This is a genomic window from Tabrizicola sp. T74 (assembly GCF_057219935.1).
In genome coordinates this window covers 69250-88017 of sequence record NZ_JBXVVT010000001.1, presented here as the reverse complement: position 1 = coordinate 88017, position 18768 = coordinate 69250, and the positions used below count along the sequence as shown (strand labels likewise).

The window sequence follows — 18768 nt, the reverse complement described above, 5'->3', positions numbered from 1 at the left end:
GCCCAGATTGCGCCCAGATCGCGTCACCGCACATTAGGACATCTCGCGGCATTCTTACCCTTGGGTAATTGGGTGTGTCTGGGGCCGGGAGTGATCAACTTTCTGGTGATGCAAACGTTCACGGCCGCGCCGTTGAACATGGTTTCGGGTATCAACGACCTGGAACTTGTCGTCCAGGGCGGCAAGACGATCCTGTATTCCGCGACGCGGGCCGGCGGGGGCGTGCTGGCGCTTGAGGTCGGCCCGAGCCTGACGCTGCTGGACCAGGAATACATCGCCCCCGGCGTCTCGCTGCCGACCGAAGCCACCATCGAGACGGTGACGATCAACGGCACGAGCCACCTGATCGTGACTGGGGCGAACCAGGCCGGGGTCAATGCCTATGGCATCAGCGCGACCGGGGCGCTGAACGCTCCGATCCAGTTGCCGGGCAGCCTGGTGGGCGCGATCACGGCGCAGGCGGTGATGCAGGTCGGGGCCACGACCTATTTCTACGCCGCTCGGATGAACGAAAGCACGATCTACACCTATTCGGTCGCGGCGAACGGGACGATGACGCTCGTCGGCACCCGGGTGCTGGACGGGGCGCATCCCGGGGTGGACATCGGCGCGATGATCCCGGTGACGGTGGGCGCGCAGCGGTTTCTGGTCAGCCTTTCCCTGGACGCCGACGTGGTGCGGGCCATTGCGGTCGGGGCGAACGGTCTGCTGGGCGCGTCTACCTCGATGGGTGTGCCGCAGGGCTTGGGCGTTGCCGACCCCTCGGCCGTCCGCACGGTCGAGATGGGCGGGGTCACCTATCTGGTCGTCGCCTCGACGGTGTCCTCGTCGATCAGCGTCATCGGGCTGGCGGCGGACGGGTCGCTGTTCGTCACCGATCACGTGATCGACACGCTGGACACCCGGTTTCAAAGCGTGCAGGCCGTGGCGACCGTCAAGGTGGGCGACCGGGCCTTTGTCTTCGCGGGGGGCGCGGATGACGGACTGACGGTGATGACCCTGATGCCGGACGGCCGGTTGATGGTCTGCGGGCAGATTCTGGGCGGACCGGGCCTGCCGATCGACAACATCAGCGCCCTGACCGCCCGCGTTGTCGGCGGGGTGATCGAGCTGTTCATCGGCACCGAAGGCACCGGGATCACCCGGATGCAGATCGACCCGGGCACCCTGACGCCGATCCGGACCGGCACGCTGTCAGCCGACACCCTGACCGGCACCGCAGATGGCGACATGATCATGGGCGGCGATGGCGCGGAACAGATCCTGGGTGACGCCGGCAACGATATCCTGTCCGACGGCGGCGGGGCGGACACGCTGTTTGGCGGCGCCGGGGCCGACCTGTTTGTCCTGACCGCGGATGGCGAGGTCGACCGGATCGCGGACTTCCAGTTCGGCATCGACCGGATCGACCTGTCGGCCTGGGGGCGGATCAGCTCGGTCGCCGCGCTGACGATCACGGCCACGGCAACGGGGGCGACTGTCGCCTGGGGCAACGAGCTTCTGGAACTGTTCACGCCGAACGGCCTGCCTTTGGTGCCCGAGCACTTTCAGCTGACCGATTTCGTCGGCCTCTGGCATGCGATGCCGACGCCACCCGATCCGGCGAACCTGCGCTATGGCACCAGCCAGATCGACATCCTGACCGGCACCAGCGGCGACGATTTCTTCCTGGTCTCGACCGGCGCCGACACGATCGACGGTGGTGCCGGGTTCGACACCATCATCCTGACCGGCGCGACCGCCGGCATCCGCGTCAACCTGGACGCAGCCAACCACAGCACCAACATCGCCGTCGGCCAGATCTACATCTCGATCGAAGGCCTCATCGGGTCCATGTTCTCGGACACCCTGACCGGCAACACCCTGGCCAACCGGATCGACGGACTGGACGGCAACGACCGGCTGAATGGATCTTCCGGCAATGACACGGTCATCGGCGGCAACGGCAACGACACGCTGCTGGGGGGCCTTGGCGCGGACATCCTGGATGGCGGGATCGGGCGGGACCGCGCCAGCTATCTGGAATCGCTGGTCAGCCTGGTCGCGGATCTGGCCAACCCCGCCGCCAATACCGCCGAGGCGGCGGGCGACACCTATTTCGGCATCGAGGACCTGGAGGGGTCGGGCTTCAACGACACGCTGGCCGGCGATGACCAGGCCAACAACCTCGTCGGGCTTACCGGCAATGACCGGCTGGAGGGGCGGGCCGGGGCGGACAGCCTGTTTGGCGGCGACGGCAATGACGTGCTGATCGGGGGCGAAGGTGCCGACCGGCTGGAGGGCGGCAACAACATCGACCTTGCCAGCTATGAGACCGCCACCGCCGCCGTGCGGATCGACCTGGTCACCCCCAGCCTGAACCTGGGCGATGCGCTGGGCGACACCTTCGTCACCATCGAGGGCTATATCCTGACCGGGTTCGCGGACACCTTCTCGGGTTCGGCAGCGGGCGAGCAGGCGTTCGGCGGGGCGGGCAATGACACGCTGACCAGCCTTGCTGGCAATGACCTGCTGTCGGGTGGGATCGGCAACGATCTGCTTTATGGTGGCGACGGCGACGACACGCTGATGGGCGGTGCCGGGGCCGACCGGCTGGAAGGCGGCAACGGCAACGACCTGGTCAGCTATGCCGATGCGACGGCTGGTGTCCGGGCCGATTTCACCACGTCGGCGCTGAACACCGGCGACGCGTCGGGCGATGTCTATGTGACGGTCGAGAACCTTGAAGGCTCCAACTTCGGCGACACGCTGGTGGGCGATGGCCTAGCGAACGTGATCTTCGGCCTGCAGGGCAACGACCAGGTCTGGTCGCGTGCGGGCAACGACATTCTGTACGGTGGCGACGGCGACGATACGCTGATGGGGGGCACCGGGTCGGACACCATGTTCGGCGGGGCCGGCATTGACATCGCGTCCTATGCCGAAAGCACGACCGCCGTGCGTGTCGACCTGACCACGCCCAGCCTGTCGAACGGCGAGGCGCTGGGCGATGTCTTCAACAGCGTCGAGGGGCTTCTGGGCGGGGCCTTGGCCGACACGCTGCAGGGCGACGCGCTGGCCAATCTGCTTATGGGCGGCGCGGGCAACGACAGCCTTGAAGGGCGGGCGGGCGACGACACCTTGCAGGGCGGCGACGGGCTTGACACGCTTTGGGGCGGCGATGGGATCGACCGGCTGGAGGGGGGGCTTGGCAACGACCTGCTTGCGGGCGGCACCGGCACCGACAGCCTGATCGGGGGTGACGGCAACGACTTGCTTTACGGCGAGACCGAAAACGACACTCTGCTGGGCGATGTCGGCAACGACACGCTGTTCGGTGGCGATGGCGATGACCGGCTGGACGGCGGCACTGGCAACGACCGGTTCGAAGGCGGGCTCGGGAACGACTTCTACCTGGTCGACAGCGCGCTGGACGTGGTGGTGGAAGCCGCAGGCGCGGGCAACGACACGGTCCAGACGGCGATGACCACGCATACGATGGCCGCCCATGTCGAGGTCCTGCAGATGACCTCGGCCCTGAATTCGGTGGCCACCGGCAATGCCCAGGACAACCTGATCACGACGGGGGTGGGCAACGACACGCTTTCGGGCGGTGACGGGCTGGACACCCTTGTCAGTGGCGACGGGGACGACCGGCTGGATGGCGGGACCGGCATCGACCGGCTGGAGGGCGGGCTCGGCAATGACGTTTACGTCGTCGACAACGCGGCGGACGTGGTGGTGGAAGCCGCAGGCGCGGGCACCGATACGGTGCAGTCCACGGCGACCTCGTATACGCTGGCCGCCAATGTCGAGATCCTGCAGCTGACCTCGGGGGTGGGCGCGACCGGTATCGGCAACGCCCTGAACAACACGATCGTGGGCGGGGCGGGGAATGACACGTTGCAGGGTGGCGACGGGGTAGACCGGCTGGAGGGCGGCCTGGGCCACGACCGCCTGGAAGGCGGCGCGGGGACCGACAGCCTGATTGGGGGCGACGGCAATGATCTTCTGTACGGCGACAGCGAAAACGACACCCTTCTGGGCGACTTGGGCAACGACATCTTGTTCGGCGGCGATGGCGACGACCGGCTGGAGGGGGGTCTTGGCAGCGACCGCCTGGAGGGCGGCACTGGGGCCGACAGCCTGATTGCGGGCGACGGCAATGATCTTCTCTACGGCGACAGCGAAGACGACACGCTTGTGGGCGGCGATGGCGACGACCGGCTGGAGGGCGGCACGGGCAACGACCAGTTGGACGGCGGGCTGGGGAACGACCTTTATCTGATCGACAGCGCGCTGGACGTGGTGGTCGAAAACGCCGGCGCGGGCAACGACACGGTGCAGACGGCGCTGACAGCCTACACGATGGCCGCCAATGTCGAGGTCCTGCAGATGACCTCGGCCCTGAATTCGGTGGCCACCGGCAATGCCCAGGACAACCTGATCACGACGGGCGCGGGGAACGACACGCTTCTGGGCGATGTCGGCAACGACACGCTGTTCGGTGGCGACGGCGATGACCGGCTGGACGGCGGCACTGGCAACGACCGGTTCGAGGGGGGGCTGGGGAACGACTTCTACCTGGTCGACAGCGCGCTGGACGTGGTGGTGGAAGCCGCAGGCGCGGGCAACGACACGGTCCAGACGGCGATGACCACGCATACGCTGGCCGCCAACGTCGAGGTCCTGCAGATGACCTCGGCCCTGAATTCGGTGGCCACCGGCAATGCCCAGGACAACCTGATCACGACGGGCGCGGGCAACGACACGCTTTCGGGCGGTGACGGGCTGGATACCCTTGTCAGTGGCGACGGGGACGACCGGCTGGACGGCGGCACCGGCATCGACCGGCTGGAGGGCGGGCTGGGCAATGACGTTTACGTCGTCGACAACGCGGCGGACGTGGTGGTGGAAAACGCAGGCGCGGGCACCGATACGGTGCAGTCCACCGCGACCTCGTACACGCTGGCCGCCAATATCGAGATCCTGCAGCTGACCTCGGGGGTGGGCGCAACCGGCATCGGCAACGCCCTGAACAACACGATCGTGGGCGGGGCGGGGAACGACACCCTGCAGGGCGGCGACGGGGTGGACCGGTTGGAGGGCGGCCTGGGCCACGACCGCCTGGAAGGCGGCGCGGGGGCCGACAGCCTGCTTGGGGGCGACGGCAACGACCTTCTGTACGGCGACAGCGAGAACGACACGCTGTTGGGCGACATCGGCAACGACACCCTGTTCGGTGGCGACGGCGACGACCGGCTGGAGGGTGGCACGGGCAACGACCAGCTGGACGGCGGGCTGGGGAACGACCTGTACCTCGTGGACAGTGCGCTGGATGTGGTGGTGGAAAACGCAGGCGCGGGCACCGACACGGTGCAAACGGCGCTGACCGCCTACACGATGGCCGCCCATGTCGAGATCCTGCTGATGACCTCGGGCCTCAGCTCGACGGCCACGGGCAATGCCCAGGACAACACGATTGCCGCAGGGGCGGGGAATGACACGCTGCTGGGGCTGGCCGGTTTCGATTGGCTCTACGGTGACACCGGCAACGACAGCCTGGACGGCGGGACCGAGACCGATGCGCTGTGGGGCGGCACGGGCGATGACACGCTGATCGGCGGCGATGGCGGCGACGCGCTGCAGGCCGAGGTCGGCAATGACCGGCTGTTCGGCGGCAATGGCGTCGACTGGCTGTTCGGCGGCGATGGCGACGACCGGCTGGAAGGCGGCGCGGACACTGACGCGCTGTTCGGCGAGTTTGGCAATGATCTGCTGTACGGCGACGCGGGTGGCGACAACCTGGACGGCAGCTTTGGCAATGACGTGCTGTACGGCGGGCAGGGGGTCGACTGGCTCTACGGCTCATTCGGCGAGGATTCGCTGTACGGCGGGACCGAGACGGATGCGCTGTTCGGGCAAGAGGGCTTTGACCTTCTGGACGGCGGCGACGGCGGCGACAACCTGGATGGCGGGTCGGGCAGCGACAGCCTGTTCGGTGGCGCGGGTTTCGACTGGATTTACGGGCAGGAAGGGGCGGACCTTCTGTACGGCGGGGCCGACGACGACGTGCTGTGGGGCGGGTCCGAGGATGACCGATTATTCGGCGATGGCGGCAGCGACCACCTGGATGGTGGCGACGGCAACGACACGCTGACCGGCGGTGCGGGACGCGATGTCTATCACGGCGGGGCGGGGGTCGATCACTTCGTGATCGTGACCGCCGATGCCGAGGACCTGTTCCTCGATTTCACCACCGGCACCGACAAGGTGGTGCTGGACCGCGCGGCCCTTGGCATTGCCGCAGGCGCGACGCTCGCGGGCATGTGGCAGACCGGGGCGGGGCTGCCGGGCGGCTTTGCCGACAGCTCTCCGGTTCTTTTCTTCGACACCAATTTCCGCGCCCTGTTCATGGATCTGGACGGCGGCTCATCGGCGAATGCGGTCGCCTTGTTCAGCCTGGACGAAGGGCTGACGCTGGCGCTTCCCGACCTTCTGCTGGTGTGACCGTCCACGTCCCGGCGCGGGAATGCGCTGGACATCGGCCGGGCTTTCGATTCAAACCTCGGCAGGACCTGGTGGGTGGCGTGCGATGACAGAGAAAATCCTGGTGACCGGCGGCGCGGGCTATATCGGGTCGCATGCCTGCAAGGCGCTGACGCGGGCGGGCTTCCAGCCGGTGGTGTTCGACAACCTGTCGACCGGCTGGTCCGGCGCGGTGAAATGGGGGCCGCTGGTCAAGGGCGACCTGATGGACCGGGCCTCGATTGATGCGGCGCTGGCCGAACACCGCCCCGTCGCCGTGATGCACTTCGCCGCGCTGTCGCTGGTGGGCGAGTCGATGAAGGACCCCGGGAAGTACTGGCGGGTCAACGTCACCGGCGCGCTGAACCTCTTGGAGGCCTGCGCCGCGGCGGGCATCCGGAACTTTGTCTTCTCCTCGACCTGCGCGACCTATGGCGATCAGGATGGGGTTCTCTTGACCGAAGACACGCCGCAGCGCCCGATCAACGCCTATGGCGGGTCAAAGCTCGCAATTGAACAAATGCTGCGCGACTTCGGGGTTTCCGCTGGGATTTCCCACGTGATCTTTCGATATTTCAACGTCGCGGGCGCGGACCCCGAAGGTGAGATCGGCGAACAGCACACGCCAGAGACCCACCTGATCCCCCTCATGCTGGATGCCGTAGCGGGCAAGCGCCCGGCGCTGACCGTCTTCGGCACCGATTACCCCACGCCCGACGGCACCTGCGTGCGCGACTATGTCCATGTCTCGGACCTGGCCGACGCGCATGTGCTGGGGGTGCAGCGGCTGCTCGCAGGCCAGGGGAACGGGGTGTTCTGCCTGGGCACCGGGCGCGGTTTTTCCGTGCGCGAGGTGATCGAGGCGAGCCGGCTGGTCACCAACCGCGAAGTGCCGGTGGTGATCGGGGGTCGGCGTCCGGGCGATGCGGCAGCGCTGGTTTCCTCCTCGACCCACGCGATCCAGGAGCTGGGGTGGGAGCCGGAACGGTCCACCCTGCGTCAGATGATCGGTGACGCCTGGGCCTGGGCGCAGAAGCCGGGGTTCAGCGAATAGGGGAGCGATTTCTTCGAAGAAATCGCGACGGAGCCTTCAAAGGCTCCGGTCCGGACTTTTTGAAAAGTCCGGGCTGACGGCCCGTCACAGGTCCCAGTCGAGCGCGGGCTTCTTCGGCGCGCTGGCCTCGGGCGCCGGACCGCCCAGCCAGGACCCGCGCAGCGGCACCTTGCGTTCGGCCCCCCAGTCGCCGGTGATGGTCAGCACATCGCCCTCCAGCATCACGCCCGCGACCGACTGCCCCTCGGGCCAGGCGATCGCGCCGATGACGTGGCGTACCTCCACCGTGCCCTGCGGGTCCAGCCGGACCATGGGCGGCTGACCGGCAGCGGACAGGGGGTCGGGGGTTTCCTGCGACGACAGCCCCAGCATCGGCAGCGCGGCGCCTTCCTCGACCCCCAGGCAGCCCTTGTGCCGCCCGTTCCACGGCGCATAGTCGCGCCCGCCGTTCGAATGCCACAGCATGGTCATCGGCAGCACCGCCGGGTTGCGCAAGGACAGGAACACATCGCCCTCGCTCGGGCGGACGACGGCAGTCCAGCCGAGGCGCGAGGCCGGGTCCTCGATCCCTGCGACGAAATCCTCATGGCGCTCGCCCCAGGGATAGCGGTGCAGGTTCACCACGCCGCCATCAGCCCCCGGAAACTCCGCCGCATCCTCGGCCCGGCGCGGATAGGCCAGGCAGGAGCGGCCGCGTGTGGTCTCCAAGGGGGTGGCCAGCGTCTCCCACCAGCGCTTGCGCGAGAACGATAGCTTTGCGCCGTTCGGCACCGACACCATCGCGTGGTTCGCCACCGGCAAGGCACCCGTGCCACCGATGAAGAGGTGCCGCTGGTAGACGAAGGGATGGCCGTCCGTCACAGACAGTTCCTTTACCACCGTAGCCCCGTTCACCGCCCCGGACAGGACCGCGCGCAAGGTGCCGGGGTCCGAGGCCACGACCTGCCAGTCACCGTTGGCCGGCAAGCCGTGCAGGCCATGCGGGGTGGCAACGCCCATCGGCGCGGCCAGGAAGTCGCCCGCCAGCCAGGCCTGGTGCGGCGGGGCGTCCGGCGGGGCCTCGGCCTCGGCCCAGGGTGCGCGGTGCAGGGGGGCGATGTCGCGGCCAGCATAGGTGACGGTCATGTCATCCAGCACCCCGCCCCGGGGGAAGAAGTCGAACCGGATGCCAAAAGCCGTGATGCGGTGGGTCATGCGCGTCGGTCCTTCTGGTTGCGGGCCCAAGCTTGGCGTTTCGGGTCCGGCCATGCAAGACCGTCAGCGCGCGGCGGTGGCGGCCTGTCGGGCAGGTTGACCCCCAAGATCCTCCAGGATCGGACAGTCCGGCCGTTCGTCGCCCGCGCAGGCGTGGACCAGATGCGCCAGCGTCGCCTTCATCGCCTCCATCTCGCGGATGCGGGCCTCCAGCGCCTCGATCTGGTCCTCGGCCAGCCGCTTGACATCGGCGCTGGCGCGGGAGCGGTCACGCCACAGCGCCAGCAGGTCCGCGACCTTTTCCATCGGAAAGCCCAGGTCGCGCGCCCGGCGGACAAAGCGCAGGACCTGCACCTCCTTGGGCCCATAGGTGCGATAGCCCGACCCGGTGCGCCCGGCGGCGGGGATCAGGCCCGTCTCCTCATAGTAGCGGATCATCTTGGCCGACACGCCACTGGCGCGGGCGGCTTCACCGATATTCATCATGTGCGGGCTCCATGGCGTTTGAGGCGGAGGGCGTTGGTCACGACAAAGACCGAAGACAGGGCCATCGCCCCGGCGGCAAGGACGGGGGACAGCAGGATGCCGTAGGCCGGATACAGGACACCGGCGGCGACCGGGATCAGGGCGGCGTTGTAGGCAAAGGCCCAGAACAGGTTCTGCCGGATGTTGCGCATCGTGGCGCGGCTCAGGCTGATCGCATCGGCCAGCGTCGGGAGGCGGCCCGAGACGAGCACCACATCCGCCGCCTCGATGGCGATGTCGGTGCCGGTGCCCATCGCGATGCCCACGTCGGCCTCGGCCAGAGCAGGAGCATCGTTGATCCCGTCGCCCGCAAAGGCCAGCGCACCTTGCGCCTTCAGTTGGCGGATGACCTCGACCTTGCCCTCGGGCGTGACCTCGGCCACCACTTCGTCGATCCCCAAGTCGCGCGCGATGGCCCGCGCGGTCCGCGCATTGTCGCCCGAGATCATCGCCAGCTTCAGCCCCATCGCCTTCATCGCCGCGATGGCCGTCGGCGTCGTCTCCTTCACCCGGTCGGCCACTGACAGGAGCGCCACGGCCTTGCCATCCCGCGCCGCATAGAGCGGGCTTTCGCCGCGGTCAGCGAGGCGTTCGGCGTCAGCCTGGAAGGCTGCGATGTCGATGCCGCGATTGCCCATTTCGCGCGCCGAGCCGAGGGCGATGTCCGCGCCATTCACCCGGGCCGAGACACCGTGGCCGGGCTTGGCCTGGAACCCTTCGACCGGGGGCAGCGCCATCCCCTCCGCGGCGGCCACGATGGCGCGGGCGACGGGATGTTCCGACTGCGCCTCGACGGCGGCGAGGATCGGCAACAGCGCCGCCTTCGTCTCACCCGGCGCGGGGTGGAAGCCGGTCAGTACGGGTTTGCCTTCGGTCAACGTGCCGGTCTTGTCGAAGGCCACGACCGTGACGCCTTGCAGCGCCTGCAGCGCCTCGCCCTTGCGGAAAAGGACGCCCAACTCCGCCCCCCGGCCCGTGCCGACCAGGATGGAGACAGGCGTCGCCAGCCCCATCGCGCAGGGGCAGGCGATGATCAGGACGGCCACGCCATTGACCAGCGCCATCGGCAGGGCGGGGGCGGGGCCGAAGATCAGCCAGACCACGAAGGTCAACGCCGCCAGCGCCATCACCGCCGGGACGAACCACAGCGTGATCTTGTCGACCAGCGCCTGGATCGGGAGTTTCCCACCCTGCGCGGCCTCGACCATGCGGATGATGCGGGACAGCATCGTGTCCGCGCCCACCGCCACCGCCTGCATCACGAGCGCGCCGGTCTGGTTCACCGTCCCGCCGATGACCCGGTCGCCCGGGTGTTTTTCGACCGGCAGCGGCTCACCCGTGACCATGCTTTCGTCGACCCAGCTGGCGCCGTCCGAGACCTGGCCGTCGACCGGCACCCGTTCGCCCGGACGCAGTTCCAGAAGATCGCCGGGCCGGACCTCGGCCACGGGCAGGTCAACCACCCGATCATCCCGCCGGACATGGGCCACGGCGGGTTGCAGCGCGACAAGCCGCGCGATGGCTTGCGACGACCTTCCCTTGGCGCGGGCTTCCAAGAGGCGGCCCAGCAGGATCAGCGTCACGATCACTGCCGCCGCCTCGAAATAGACCGCGACGGACCCCGGCGGCATCAGCCCGGGCAGGAAGGTTGCCAGCATCGAATAGACCCAGGCCGCGCCGGACCCGACGGCGACCAGCGAGGACATGTCGGGCGCGCCCTTCAGAAGGGCCGGGATCCCGCGCAGGAAGAACCGGCGTCCGGGGACGGCAAGGACCAGCGTCGTCAGCACGAACTGGATCAGCCAGCTGGTCCCCTGGCCGATGGTGGCCATCACCCAGTGGTGGAAGGCCGGAATCAGGTGGCTGCCCATCTCCAGGACGAAGACCGGCAGGGTCAGCGCGGCGGCCAGGATCAGGTCGCGGGTCAGCCCGCGCGCCTCTTCCTCGCGCCGCATCGTGGGCGTCTCCACCGCCGCCGAGGCCGGGCGGGCGCTGAAGCCCACGGCCTTGATCGCGGCCGTCAGCGCAGCGGTATCCGCGACGCCTTCCACACGCGCGCTTTCGGTAGCCAGGTTCACGGTCGCCCCCGTGACGCCCGGCACCGCCATCAGCGCCCTTTCGACCCGCGCGACGCAAGAGGCGCAGGTCATGCCCTCCACCACCAGCTCTTGCGCCTGGGCCGGGACGCTGTAGCCCACCTTCTCCACCGCGCCGATCAGCGCCTGCGGTGCGGCAGAGCCCTCAACCTCGGCCCGCTCGGTCGCGAGGTTCACCCGCGCCGCCGTGACGCCCGGCACTGCCTTCAGCGCGCGTTCCACCCGGCCCGCGCAAGAGGCGCAGGTCATGCCCTCGATGGGCAGGTCGATTGTCAGGTCTTTCGGATGTGCGGTCATGGTCCGTCCTCCTTTTCGGCAGGGACGTACCAGCATATGGGGCTTCCCATGATGGGAAGGTCAAGGGGGCAGGTGGATTTTCTTTGGCAGCGGTCAGAACCGGGTCGGGAGGTAAGGCTGCAGTGCGATCCCGGTCGGGTGCCCGTCGATCAGCCCCGCAACGATGCGCGCAGTCACCGGGGCGAGCGTCACGCCCAGATGGCCGTGCCCGAAGGCGTGGATCACCTCAGGACCGCCGCGCGAGGGGCCGATGACCGGCAGGCTGTCGGGGATGGAAGGCCGGAAGCCCATCCACTCACGGTCCGGGGCGGGCAGGTCCGGGAAGAAGGCCCGTGCGCCCTCGACCAATTTCGCGATGCGGTGGGGTGAGGGCGGGAGGGTCAGGCCCCCAAGTTCCACCGTCCCCGCGACCCGCAAGCGGCCTGCCATCGGGCAGAAGTAGAACCCCCGCGCCGTGGGGCAGGAGGGGCGGGAGAGGAGCGGCTCGGCCATATCCCATTCGACATGGTAGCCGCGCTCGGTGTCCAGGGGGATGCGGTCGCCCGCCATTGCCGCAAGGCCGCGAGAAAGCGCCCCGGCGGCGATCACCACGCGGCGGGCGTGCAGGTGCAGACCCGGCCCTTCGACCACCACTCCGTCGGGCCGCCGCTCCAGCCGTTCGGCGCGGGCCGGGATATGACGGGCCTTCTCCAGCACCGCCGCCGCGATCAGCCCCATCATACGGCCCGGATCGTCCAGGAAGGTCGCCCCGGTGAAGAAGGCCGCCCCGCCAAGGCCCGGCGGCAGGTTCGGCTCCAGCTCCGCCAGCCGGTCGGGGCCGACAAGGTCAACCTCGACCCCGAGCTTCCGGCGCTGGTCCAGCTCGGTCCAGGCCTGGGTAAAGGCCTTGGGCGTCTCGTAGAGGTAAAGGCACCCCCGCCGCTGCAGGATGCCCGCGCCCTGCACCCGCAGCGCCAGGTCGTCCCACATCTCGGCAGCGCCGGTCAGCAGGGCGGCAAGGCTGCGGGCATTGCGCTCGGCCTGGGCGGGAAGGGATTGCCAGAGGAACCGCAGAAGCCAGGGGGCCAGCGAAGGCAGTGCCCGGTGGCGGATCGCCAGGGGAGAGGTCTTCGAGAAGAGGAGCGACGGCAATGATCGCAGCACGTCCGGCGTGCCGACCGGACTCGTGGCATAGCCAGCGATGGTCCCGGCGTTGCCATAGCTTGCGCCCATCCCGGGCTGGCCGGGATCGACCAGCACCACCTCGTGGCCCTGGTCGATCAGCTCCAGCGCGATGGTCAGGCCGATGACCCCGGCCCCGATCACGGCGATATCGGTCGTCTCGCGCAATGTCATCCCCCGGGCGAACCCCAAGGTAGGGTGGGCAATCTGCCCACCTTACAGGCAGGCCTCGAAGAGGGTGCGAGTGTTCTTCTTCGTCATCTTGACCGGGTTGCCGCCGCAGGACGGGTCCTCCAGCGCCATCTTGGTCAGGGTGTCGAGGTCGGGGTTGGTGACGCCAAGCTTGGTCAGGGTCTCCGGGATATTCAGCGTGGCCCGCAGGTCCAGGATGCGCTGGTAGAACCCCTTGTACCCGCCCTTGATCCCGCAATAGGCGGCCGCCGAGGCCAGCCGGTCCTTCACGGCCTTGCGGTTGAAGTCCAGCACCATCGGCATCACGACGGCGTTCGTGGTGCCGTGATGGGTGTTGTAGACCGCCCCGATCGGGTGGCTAAGGGCATGGATCGCCCCCAGCCCCTTCTGGAACGCCACCGCCCCCATCGCCGCCGCGCTCATCATATGCGCCCGCGCGTCGAGGTCACCCGGGTCGGCGTAGACCTTAGGCAGGTTCTCGAACACCAGCCGCATGCCTTCCAGCGCGATGCCTTGGGACATCGGGTGGTAGAAGGGGCTGGAGAACGCCTCCAGGCAATGCGCCAGCGCGTCCATGCCGGTGCCGGCAGTGATGAACTTCGGCATCCCCGTCGTCAACGCCGGATCGCAGATCGTGACGGCGGGCATCAGCTTCGGGTGGAAGATGATCTTCTTCTTGTGGGTTTCACTGTTCGTCAGCACCCCCGCCCGGCCCACTTCCGACCCGGTCCCCGCCGTGGTCGGCACCGCGATGATCGGCGCGATCTTCGAGGCATCGGCGCGGGTGTACCAGTCGTCGATATCCTCCAGCTGCCAGACCTTCAGCTTCTTCGGCTGATGCGCCATCAGCGCGATCATCTTGCCAAGGTCCAGGGCCGAGCCGCCACCGAAGCAGATCACCCCGTCATGGCTGCCGGCGAGGTAGACCGCGATCCCGGCCTCCATGTTCTTCTCGTTCGGGTTCGGGTCCACGTCCGAGAAGACCGCGCGGCCAAGGCCACCGGCCTCCAGCACGTCGAGCGCGCCCTTGGTGATGGGCAGGCTTGCCAGCGCCTTGTCGGTCACGAGAAGCGGCTTGGTCAGGCCGATGCTTTTCGCATGGTCGGCCAGCTCGGCGATCCGGCCGACGCCGAACTTGATTGCGGTGGGGTAGGACCAGTTCCGGTTGGGAACGTTGTGGGTCATGGTCTCAGACTTTCTTGAGGTGATAGGATTTCGGCCGGGTCACCGAATGGAACCCGAGATAGGAAAGCGACGTGCCCCGCCCGGTGTCCTTGACCCCGGTCCAGGTCAGCGCCGGGTCAAGGTAGTCGGCCCGGTTCATGAACACCGTCCCGGTCTCCACCTGCGCACCGATGGCGGCGGCGGTGCCGTAGTCCTGCGTCCAGATGCTGGCGGTCAGGCCGTAGGGCGAGTCGTTCATCAGGGCGATGGCCTCGGCGTCGTTCTTCACCGGCATGATGCCGACGACGGGGCCGAAGCTTTCTTCCTTCATGACGCGCATGGAGTGGTCGACGTTGACCAGAATCTGCGGGGCCAGGTAGGCGCCCCCGTCATCCGCGAACTTCTTCGGGTCAAGAAGCGGCTTCGCGCCCTTGGCGATGGCCTCCGCCGTCTGGTCCCGCACGGTCTGGGCAAAGCGCCTGTGCGCCATCGGGCCAAGGGTGGTGGAGGCGTCGAAGGGGTTGCCGAGTTTCAGCTGTCCCACCCAGGCCACGGACTTCTCGACGAAGCTGTCGAACAGTTTCTCGTGGACATAGATCCGCTCGATCCCGCAGCAGCACTGCCCAGCGTTGTACATCGCGCCGTCCATCAGCACGTCGACAGCGAGGTCCAGGTTCGCATCCTCGCGCACGTAGCCCGGGTCCTTGCCGCCAAGCTCCAGCCCCAGGGGCGTGAAGGTCCCGGCGGCCGCCCGTTCGATGGCCTGCCCGCCACCCACCGAGCCGGTGAAGTTCACGAAGCCGAAGCTGCGCTTGGCGATCAGGGCTTCGGTGGTGGCGTGGTCAAGGACGACGTTCTGGAACACGTCCTCGGGCACGCCCGCCGCGTGGAAGGCCTCGGCCAGCCGTTCGCCCACCAGCAGCGTCTGCGAGGCGTGCTTCAGCACCACCGTGTTCCCGGCGATCAGCGCGGGGACGAGGGTGTTGATCGTGGTGAGGTAGGGGTAGTTCCACGGCGCGATGATGAAGACGACGCCCACGGGTTCGCGCGCGAGGTAGCGGCGGAACTTGTCGCTGTCCTCGATCATCTCCGGCGCAAGGGTCTTCGCCGCGATCGAGGCCATGTAGTCGGTCCGGGCATTCACGCCCCCGAACTCGCCGCCGTAACGGGTAGGGCGGCCCATCTGCCAGGCGATTTCCTCGACCACCACCTCGGACATGGTGTTCAGCTTGGCAACGCCCGCTTTTACCAGGGCGATGCGGTCCTCCAGCGGACGGGCGGCCCAGGGCTTCTGCGCGGCTTTCGCGCGGGCGACGACGGCAAGCGCTTCGGTGGGAGAAAGCGGCGTCCGCTCGGCGTAGACCCGGCCGTCGACCGGAGAGATCAGTTGGATAGGTTTCATTTCGTCCTCGTAGGGCGGGGCCTGCCCCGCCGTTTTCAAAGAGTCGGGGCAAGCCCCGACCTACATTCGATTCGGCGGCCAGACCGCGGTGTCGTGGTCGGGATGCTGAAGGTTGCTGTGCCGGATCAGGTCGAAGCGCTCCACGGTGTCGCCGACGCCATTATCGCCCTCGCCCGTCCGGGTCGAGGGCATCGACGCGATCCCGGTCAGCCAGTGCTCCATCGCCTCGGTCCCCACATTATGCTCGGGACGCAACTCGGCATGGCGGTCGAGCGAGCCGATGGTGACCTCGATCCGGGGACGCGAGAGCGCCTCGTAGGTCAGGGGCGTGCCGCAGTCCCGGCAGAAGCCGCGCAGCGCGTCGGCAGAGCTTTGGAAATGCGCCAGCGTGCCTCGCGTCAGTTGGAAGTGGTCGCGGTGCGATCCGGCCCAGGCGGCGAAGGGTCCGCCGACCTGTTTCTGGCACATGCGGCAATGGCAGAGACAGGCGTTGTCCGGCCGGGTGGTGAACGCATAGCGCACCGCCCCGCACTGACATCCGCCTGCCCATCTGTCCATTGGGGTCCCCCTTACGCGCGTTCCAGAAGCCGCTCGCGTTCGAAATCCGTGACGACGCGGTCGGTCTCGGAAATCTCCCACTGGGCGGCGTGGTGGTAGTGGTCGATCACGTCATCGCCGAAGGCCTCGCGCAGCATCGTGGACTTGTTGAGAAGGTCCGCCGCCTCACGCAGGGTATGCGGGATCTCGCGGATGCCCTTGGTGTTGTACATGTCGCCCTTCATTTCGGGCTCGAGCGCCATCTTCTTCTCGATCCCGTCCAGACCCGCCGCCAGAAGCGCGGCACAGGCGAGGTAGGGGTTCACGTCCGACCCGGGGATACGGCATTCCACCCGCACGGCCTTGGTATGCACCCCGCAGACGCGGAAGCCCGCCGTGCGGTTGTCCGCGCTCCAGACCGCCTTGGTCGGCGCGAACATCCCGATGGTGAAGCGCTTGTAGCTGTTCACGTAGGGCGCAAGGAAGGCCGTGATGTCGCGGGCGTGGTGCAGCTGTCCCGCCAGGTAGTGCTTCATCAGGTCGGACATGCCGTGGCCGTCCTTCTTGTCGGCGAACGAGGCCTTGCCGTCCGTCGACCACAGCGACTGGTGAATATGTGAAGACGACCCCGCGCGGCGGTGGTCGTACTTGGCCATGAAGGTCACCGACTTGCCTTTTGACCAGGCGATTTCCTTGATCGCGTTCTTGATGATGACGTGGTTGTCGGCGGTATCCAGCGCGTCCGAATAGCGATAGTTGATCTCCTCCTGCCCTGCCTCGGCCTCGCCCTTGGAATTCTCCACCGGGATCCCCGCGCCGTACAGACCGTTGCGGACGGCGCGCATCACGTCCTCTTCCTTGGTCGTCTGGAAGATGTGGTAATCCTCGTTGTAGCCGCCCACGGTGCGCAGCGCGTTCAGCCCCCCGTCGCGCAGGTTCTCGTAAGAGTTCTCGAAAAGGTAGAACTCCAGCTCCGTCGCCATCATCGGCTCGAAGCCCATCGCCCGCGCCCGGGCGACCTGAGCCTTCAGGATCGACCGGGGCGCGTGGGGGACGTCGTGGTGATGGTGGTCCTGCGTGTCGCCCAGGACCAGCACGGTGCCCGGCAGCCAGGGGATGCGGCGCATCGTGGAAAGGTCGGGCTTCAGCACATAGTCGCCATAGCCGGTTTCCCAGCTGGAGGACTTGTAGCCCTGGACCGTGTTCATCTCCATGTCCACGGTCAGCAGGTAGTTGCAGCAGTGGGTCTCTTCCCAGCCGCCGTCCACGAAGAACTGCGCGTGGAAGCGCTTGCCCATCAGGCGGCCCTGCATGTCGATGCCAGCCGCGATCACGGTGTCGATTTCGCCGGATTTCACGGCCTTCTTCAGTTCGTCTAGGGTCAGATTACCGGGCATGTCGTGCCTCTTTCCTGAATGTCGGTTTGGGGGAGGGGGCCGTGGCCCCGGGAATGCAAGCTGCAAATCCCGACGCCCCGCCGAATTCAGGCTTGCGCGGCCAGCACGGGCCGCCCTCGGTATCCTGCGGCTCGGACCGCATCTGATCACTCTCCCCGGGACTCGCGGTGCTTCCATGGCCCGCGAATTTGATCAATCATTCACAGGTCGGGGCGTTTCCGCAACCCCCTCATGACGCGGCCCCCGCGCCCCCATTGCCGCGTTGAAGAGGACACCCGCCAGCAGCACACCGCCCCCGATCAGGGTATTGCGGCTGGCGGTTTCCCCCAGCGCAAGCCAGACCCAGATCGGGCCCAGCAGCACCTCGACCAGCGACAGCAGCGTCAGTTCCGCCGCCGGGACGACGCGGCTGCCAAGGGTGAAAAGAACCATCCCCAGCGCGACGACGAAGAAGCCGATGGCGAAGGCCACCGCCATGTCCTGCGGCAGGGCGGGGATCGGTTCGCCCCTGACGATCAGTACGCCGCCCGCAAAAAGGGTAGAGAAGACACTGCCCAGGAAAGCCACCGGCATCATGTCGCCGACCCGGCCCCAGCGCAGCGCGACCGAGAAGATGCCGAAGCCTGCGGCCGAGGCCAACGCGGCCAGGTTCCCGGCGATGGCCCCGGTCTCAAGCCCGTCGCTGACCATCAGGTACATGCCGAAGACGGCGATGGCGATAGCGATCCAGGTTGTCGGTCGCACCGCCTCGCGCAGGACCAGCCAGCCGAGGATGGCGGCGACGAAGGGGGAGGCGGCGAAGAGAAGGACCGCATTGGCGACCGTGGTGGTCTGGAAGGCGTAGATCGCGCCGGAAAAGGCAAGGACGAGGCCAAGCCCTCCGGCGATGCCCGCCCCGCCCACGGCGCGCAGCGCGGCGAGCGGGCGGCCCTGCGACGTCCACCACATGAAACCGAGGAGGAGGGGCATCATCCCCACCGACCGCCAGAACAGGATCTGCCAGACCGAGGCCGCCTCGATCTGCCGCAGGCCCAGGCCCATCAGTGACCAGATGGTCCCCGCCGCCAGACACAGCGCCACGCCCGTTCCGTATCGCATTTCCGCCCCTCTTTCCGGTCAGGCTGGCATGGCGGACCGGGGGCGGCTGTTCCGTTCCCGACCTGTTGCGTGCCGGATGCTCCTCGCTTCCTTCGGTCGCTCCTCGCGGGCGGTCAGCGAAGAGCGACCGCAGGAAGCGATGAG

At 67.8% G+C, this 18768-nt stretch carries 11 protein-coding genes; 2 read left to right on the top strand and 9 right to left on the bottom strand.

What is annotated here, in order from left to right; genetic code table 11:
* The first annotated feature begins 108 nt into the window (after positions 1–108).
* Positions 109–6489: a hypothetical protein gene (locus AC2EAL_RS00390; RefSeq protein WP_484722194.1), complete on the top strand. Its 6381-nt coding sequence runs from the start codon at positions 109–111 to the stop codon at positions 6487–6489.
* Positions 6490–6574: 85 nt separating this feature from the next.
* The gene (gene galE / locus AC2EAL_RS00385; RefSeq protein ID WP_484722193.1) at positions 6575–7561 is read left to right on the top strand and encodes a UDP-glucose 4-epimerase GalE; all 987 of its coding nucleotides are present in this window, start codon (positions 6575–6577) and stop codon (positions 7559–7561) included.
* Between the two features lie 84 nt (positions 7562–7645).
* Here the strand turns inward: galE and AC2EAL_RS00380 are convergent, their stop codons facing one another.
* From AC2EAL_RS00380 to AC2EAL_RS00340, 9 genes are all read right to left on the bottom strand, one after another.
* The gene (locus AC2EAL_RS00380) at positions 7646–8755 is read right to left on the bottom strand and encodes a hypothetical protein (RefSeq protein WP_484722192.1); all 1110 of its coding nucleotides are present in this window, start codon (positions 8753–8755) and stop codon (positions 7646–7648) included.
* A 63-nt stretch (positions 8756–8818) separates the two neighbouring features.
* Positions 8819–9238: a Cu(I)-responsive transcriptional regulator gene (gene cueR / locus AC2EAL_RS00375; protein WP_484723375.1), complete on the bottom strand. Its 420-nt coding sequence runs from the start codon at positions 9236–9238 to the stop codon at positions 8819–8821.
* Positions 9238–11673, bottom strand: coding sequence for a heavy metal translocating P-type ATPase (locus tag AC2EAL_RS00370; RefSeq protein ID WP_484722191.1), 2436 nt, complete (start codon positions 11671–11673; stop codon positions 9238–9240). The genes cueR and AC2EAL_RS00370 overlap by 1 nt, the downstream gene beginning before the upstream one ends.
* A 93-nt stretch (positions 11674–11766) precedes the next feature.
* Positions 11767–13008: an NAD(P)/FAD-dependent oxidoreductase gene (locus AC2EAL_RS00365; RefSeq protein WP_484722190.1), complete on the bottom strand. Its 1242-nt coding sequence runs from the start codon at positions 13006–13008 to the stop codon at positions 11767–11769.
* A 42-nt stretch (positions 13009–13050) separates the two neighbouring features.
* Complete coding sequence (locus AC2EAL_RS00360) at positions 13051–14211, bottom strand: iron-containing alcohol dehydrogenase (RefSeq protein ID WP_484722189.1); 1161 nt, start codon at positions 14209–14211, stop codon at positions 13051–13053.
* Positions 14212–14215: 4 nt separating this feature from the next.
* Positions 14216–15592 (bottom strand): aldehyde dehydrogenase family protein, encoded by a 1377-nt coding sequence (locus AC2EAL_RS00355; protein WP_484722188.1) that lies wholly within the window; start codon positions 15590–15592, stop codon positions 14216–14218.
* A gap of 60 nt (positions 15593–15652) precedes the next feature.
* Positions 15653–16150, bottom strand: a complete 498-nt coding sequence (locus AC2EAL_RS00350; RefSeq protein WP_484722187.1) for a GFA family protein — start codon at positions 16148–16150, stop codon at positions 15653–15655.
* 11 nt (positions 16151–16161) lie between these two features.
* Complete coding sequence (locus AC2EAL_RS00345; protein ID WP_484722186.1) at positions 16162–17526, bottom strand: glutamine synthetase family protein; 1365 nt, start codon at positions 17524–17526, stop codon at positions 16162–16164.
* A 192-nt stretch (positions 17527–17718) separates the two neighbouring features.
* Positions 17719–18624 (bottom strand): DMT family transporter, encoded by a 906-nt coding sequence (locus tag AC2EAL_RS00340; protein WP_484722185.1) that lies wholly within the window; start codon positions 18622–18624, stop codon positions 17719–17721.
* Between the last annotated feature and the right edge of the window lie 144 nt (positions 18625–18768).

Coding starts and splice junctions, on each gene's coding strand:
- AC2EAL_RS00380 (WP_484722192.1), bottom strand. CDS start 8,755: ATGACCCACCGCATCACGGCTTTTGGCATCCGGTTCGACTTCTTCCCC.
- AC2EAL_RS00350 (WP_484722187.1), bottom strand. CDS start 16,150: ATGGACAGATGGGCAGGCGGATGTCAGTGCGGGGCGGTGCGCTATGCG.
- AC2EAL_RS00340 (WP_484722185.1), bottom strand. CDS start 18,624: ATGCGATACGGAACGGGCGTGGCGCTGTGTCTGGCGGCGGGGACCATC.
- cueR (WP_484723375.1), bottom strand. CDS start 9,238: ATGAATATCGGTGAAGCCGCCCGCGCCAGTGGCGTGTCGGCCAAGATG.
- AC2EAL_RS00355 (WP_484722188.1), bottom strand. CDS start 15,592: ATGAAACCTATCCAACTGATCTCTCCGGTCGACGGCCGGGTCTACGCC.
- galE (WP_484722193.1), top strand. CDS start 6,575: ATGACAGAGAAAATCCTGGTGACCGGCGGCGCGGGCTATATCGGGTCG.
- AC2EAL_RS00370 (WP_484722191.1), bottom strand. CDS start 11,673: ATGACCGCACATCCGAAAGACCTGACAATCGACCTGCCCATCGAGGGC.
- AC2EAL_RS00390 (WP_484722194.1), top strand. CDS start 109: ATGCAAACGTTCACGGCCGCGCCGTTGAACATGGTTTCGGGTATCAAC.
- AC2EAL_RS00365 (WP_484722190.1), bottom strand. CDS start 13,008: ATGACATTGCGCGAGACGACCGATATCGCCGTGATCGGGGCCGGGGTC.
- AC2EAL_RS00345 (WP_484722186.1), bottom strand. CDS start 17,526: ATGCCCGGTAATCTGACCCTAGACGAACTGAAGAAGGCCGTGAAATCC.
- AC2EAL_RS00360 (WP_484722189.1), bottom strand. CDS start 14,211: ATGACCCACAACGTTCCCAACCGGAACTGGTCCTACCCCACCGCAATC.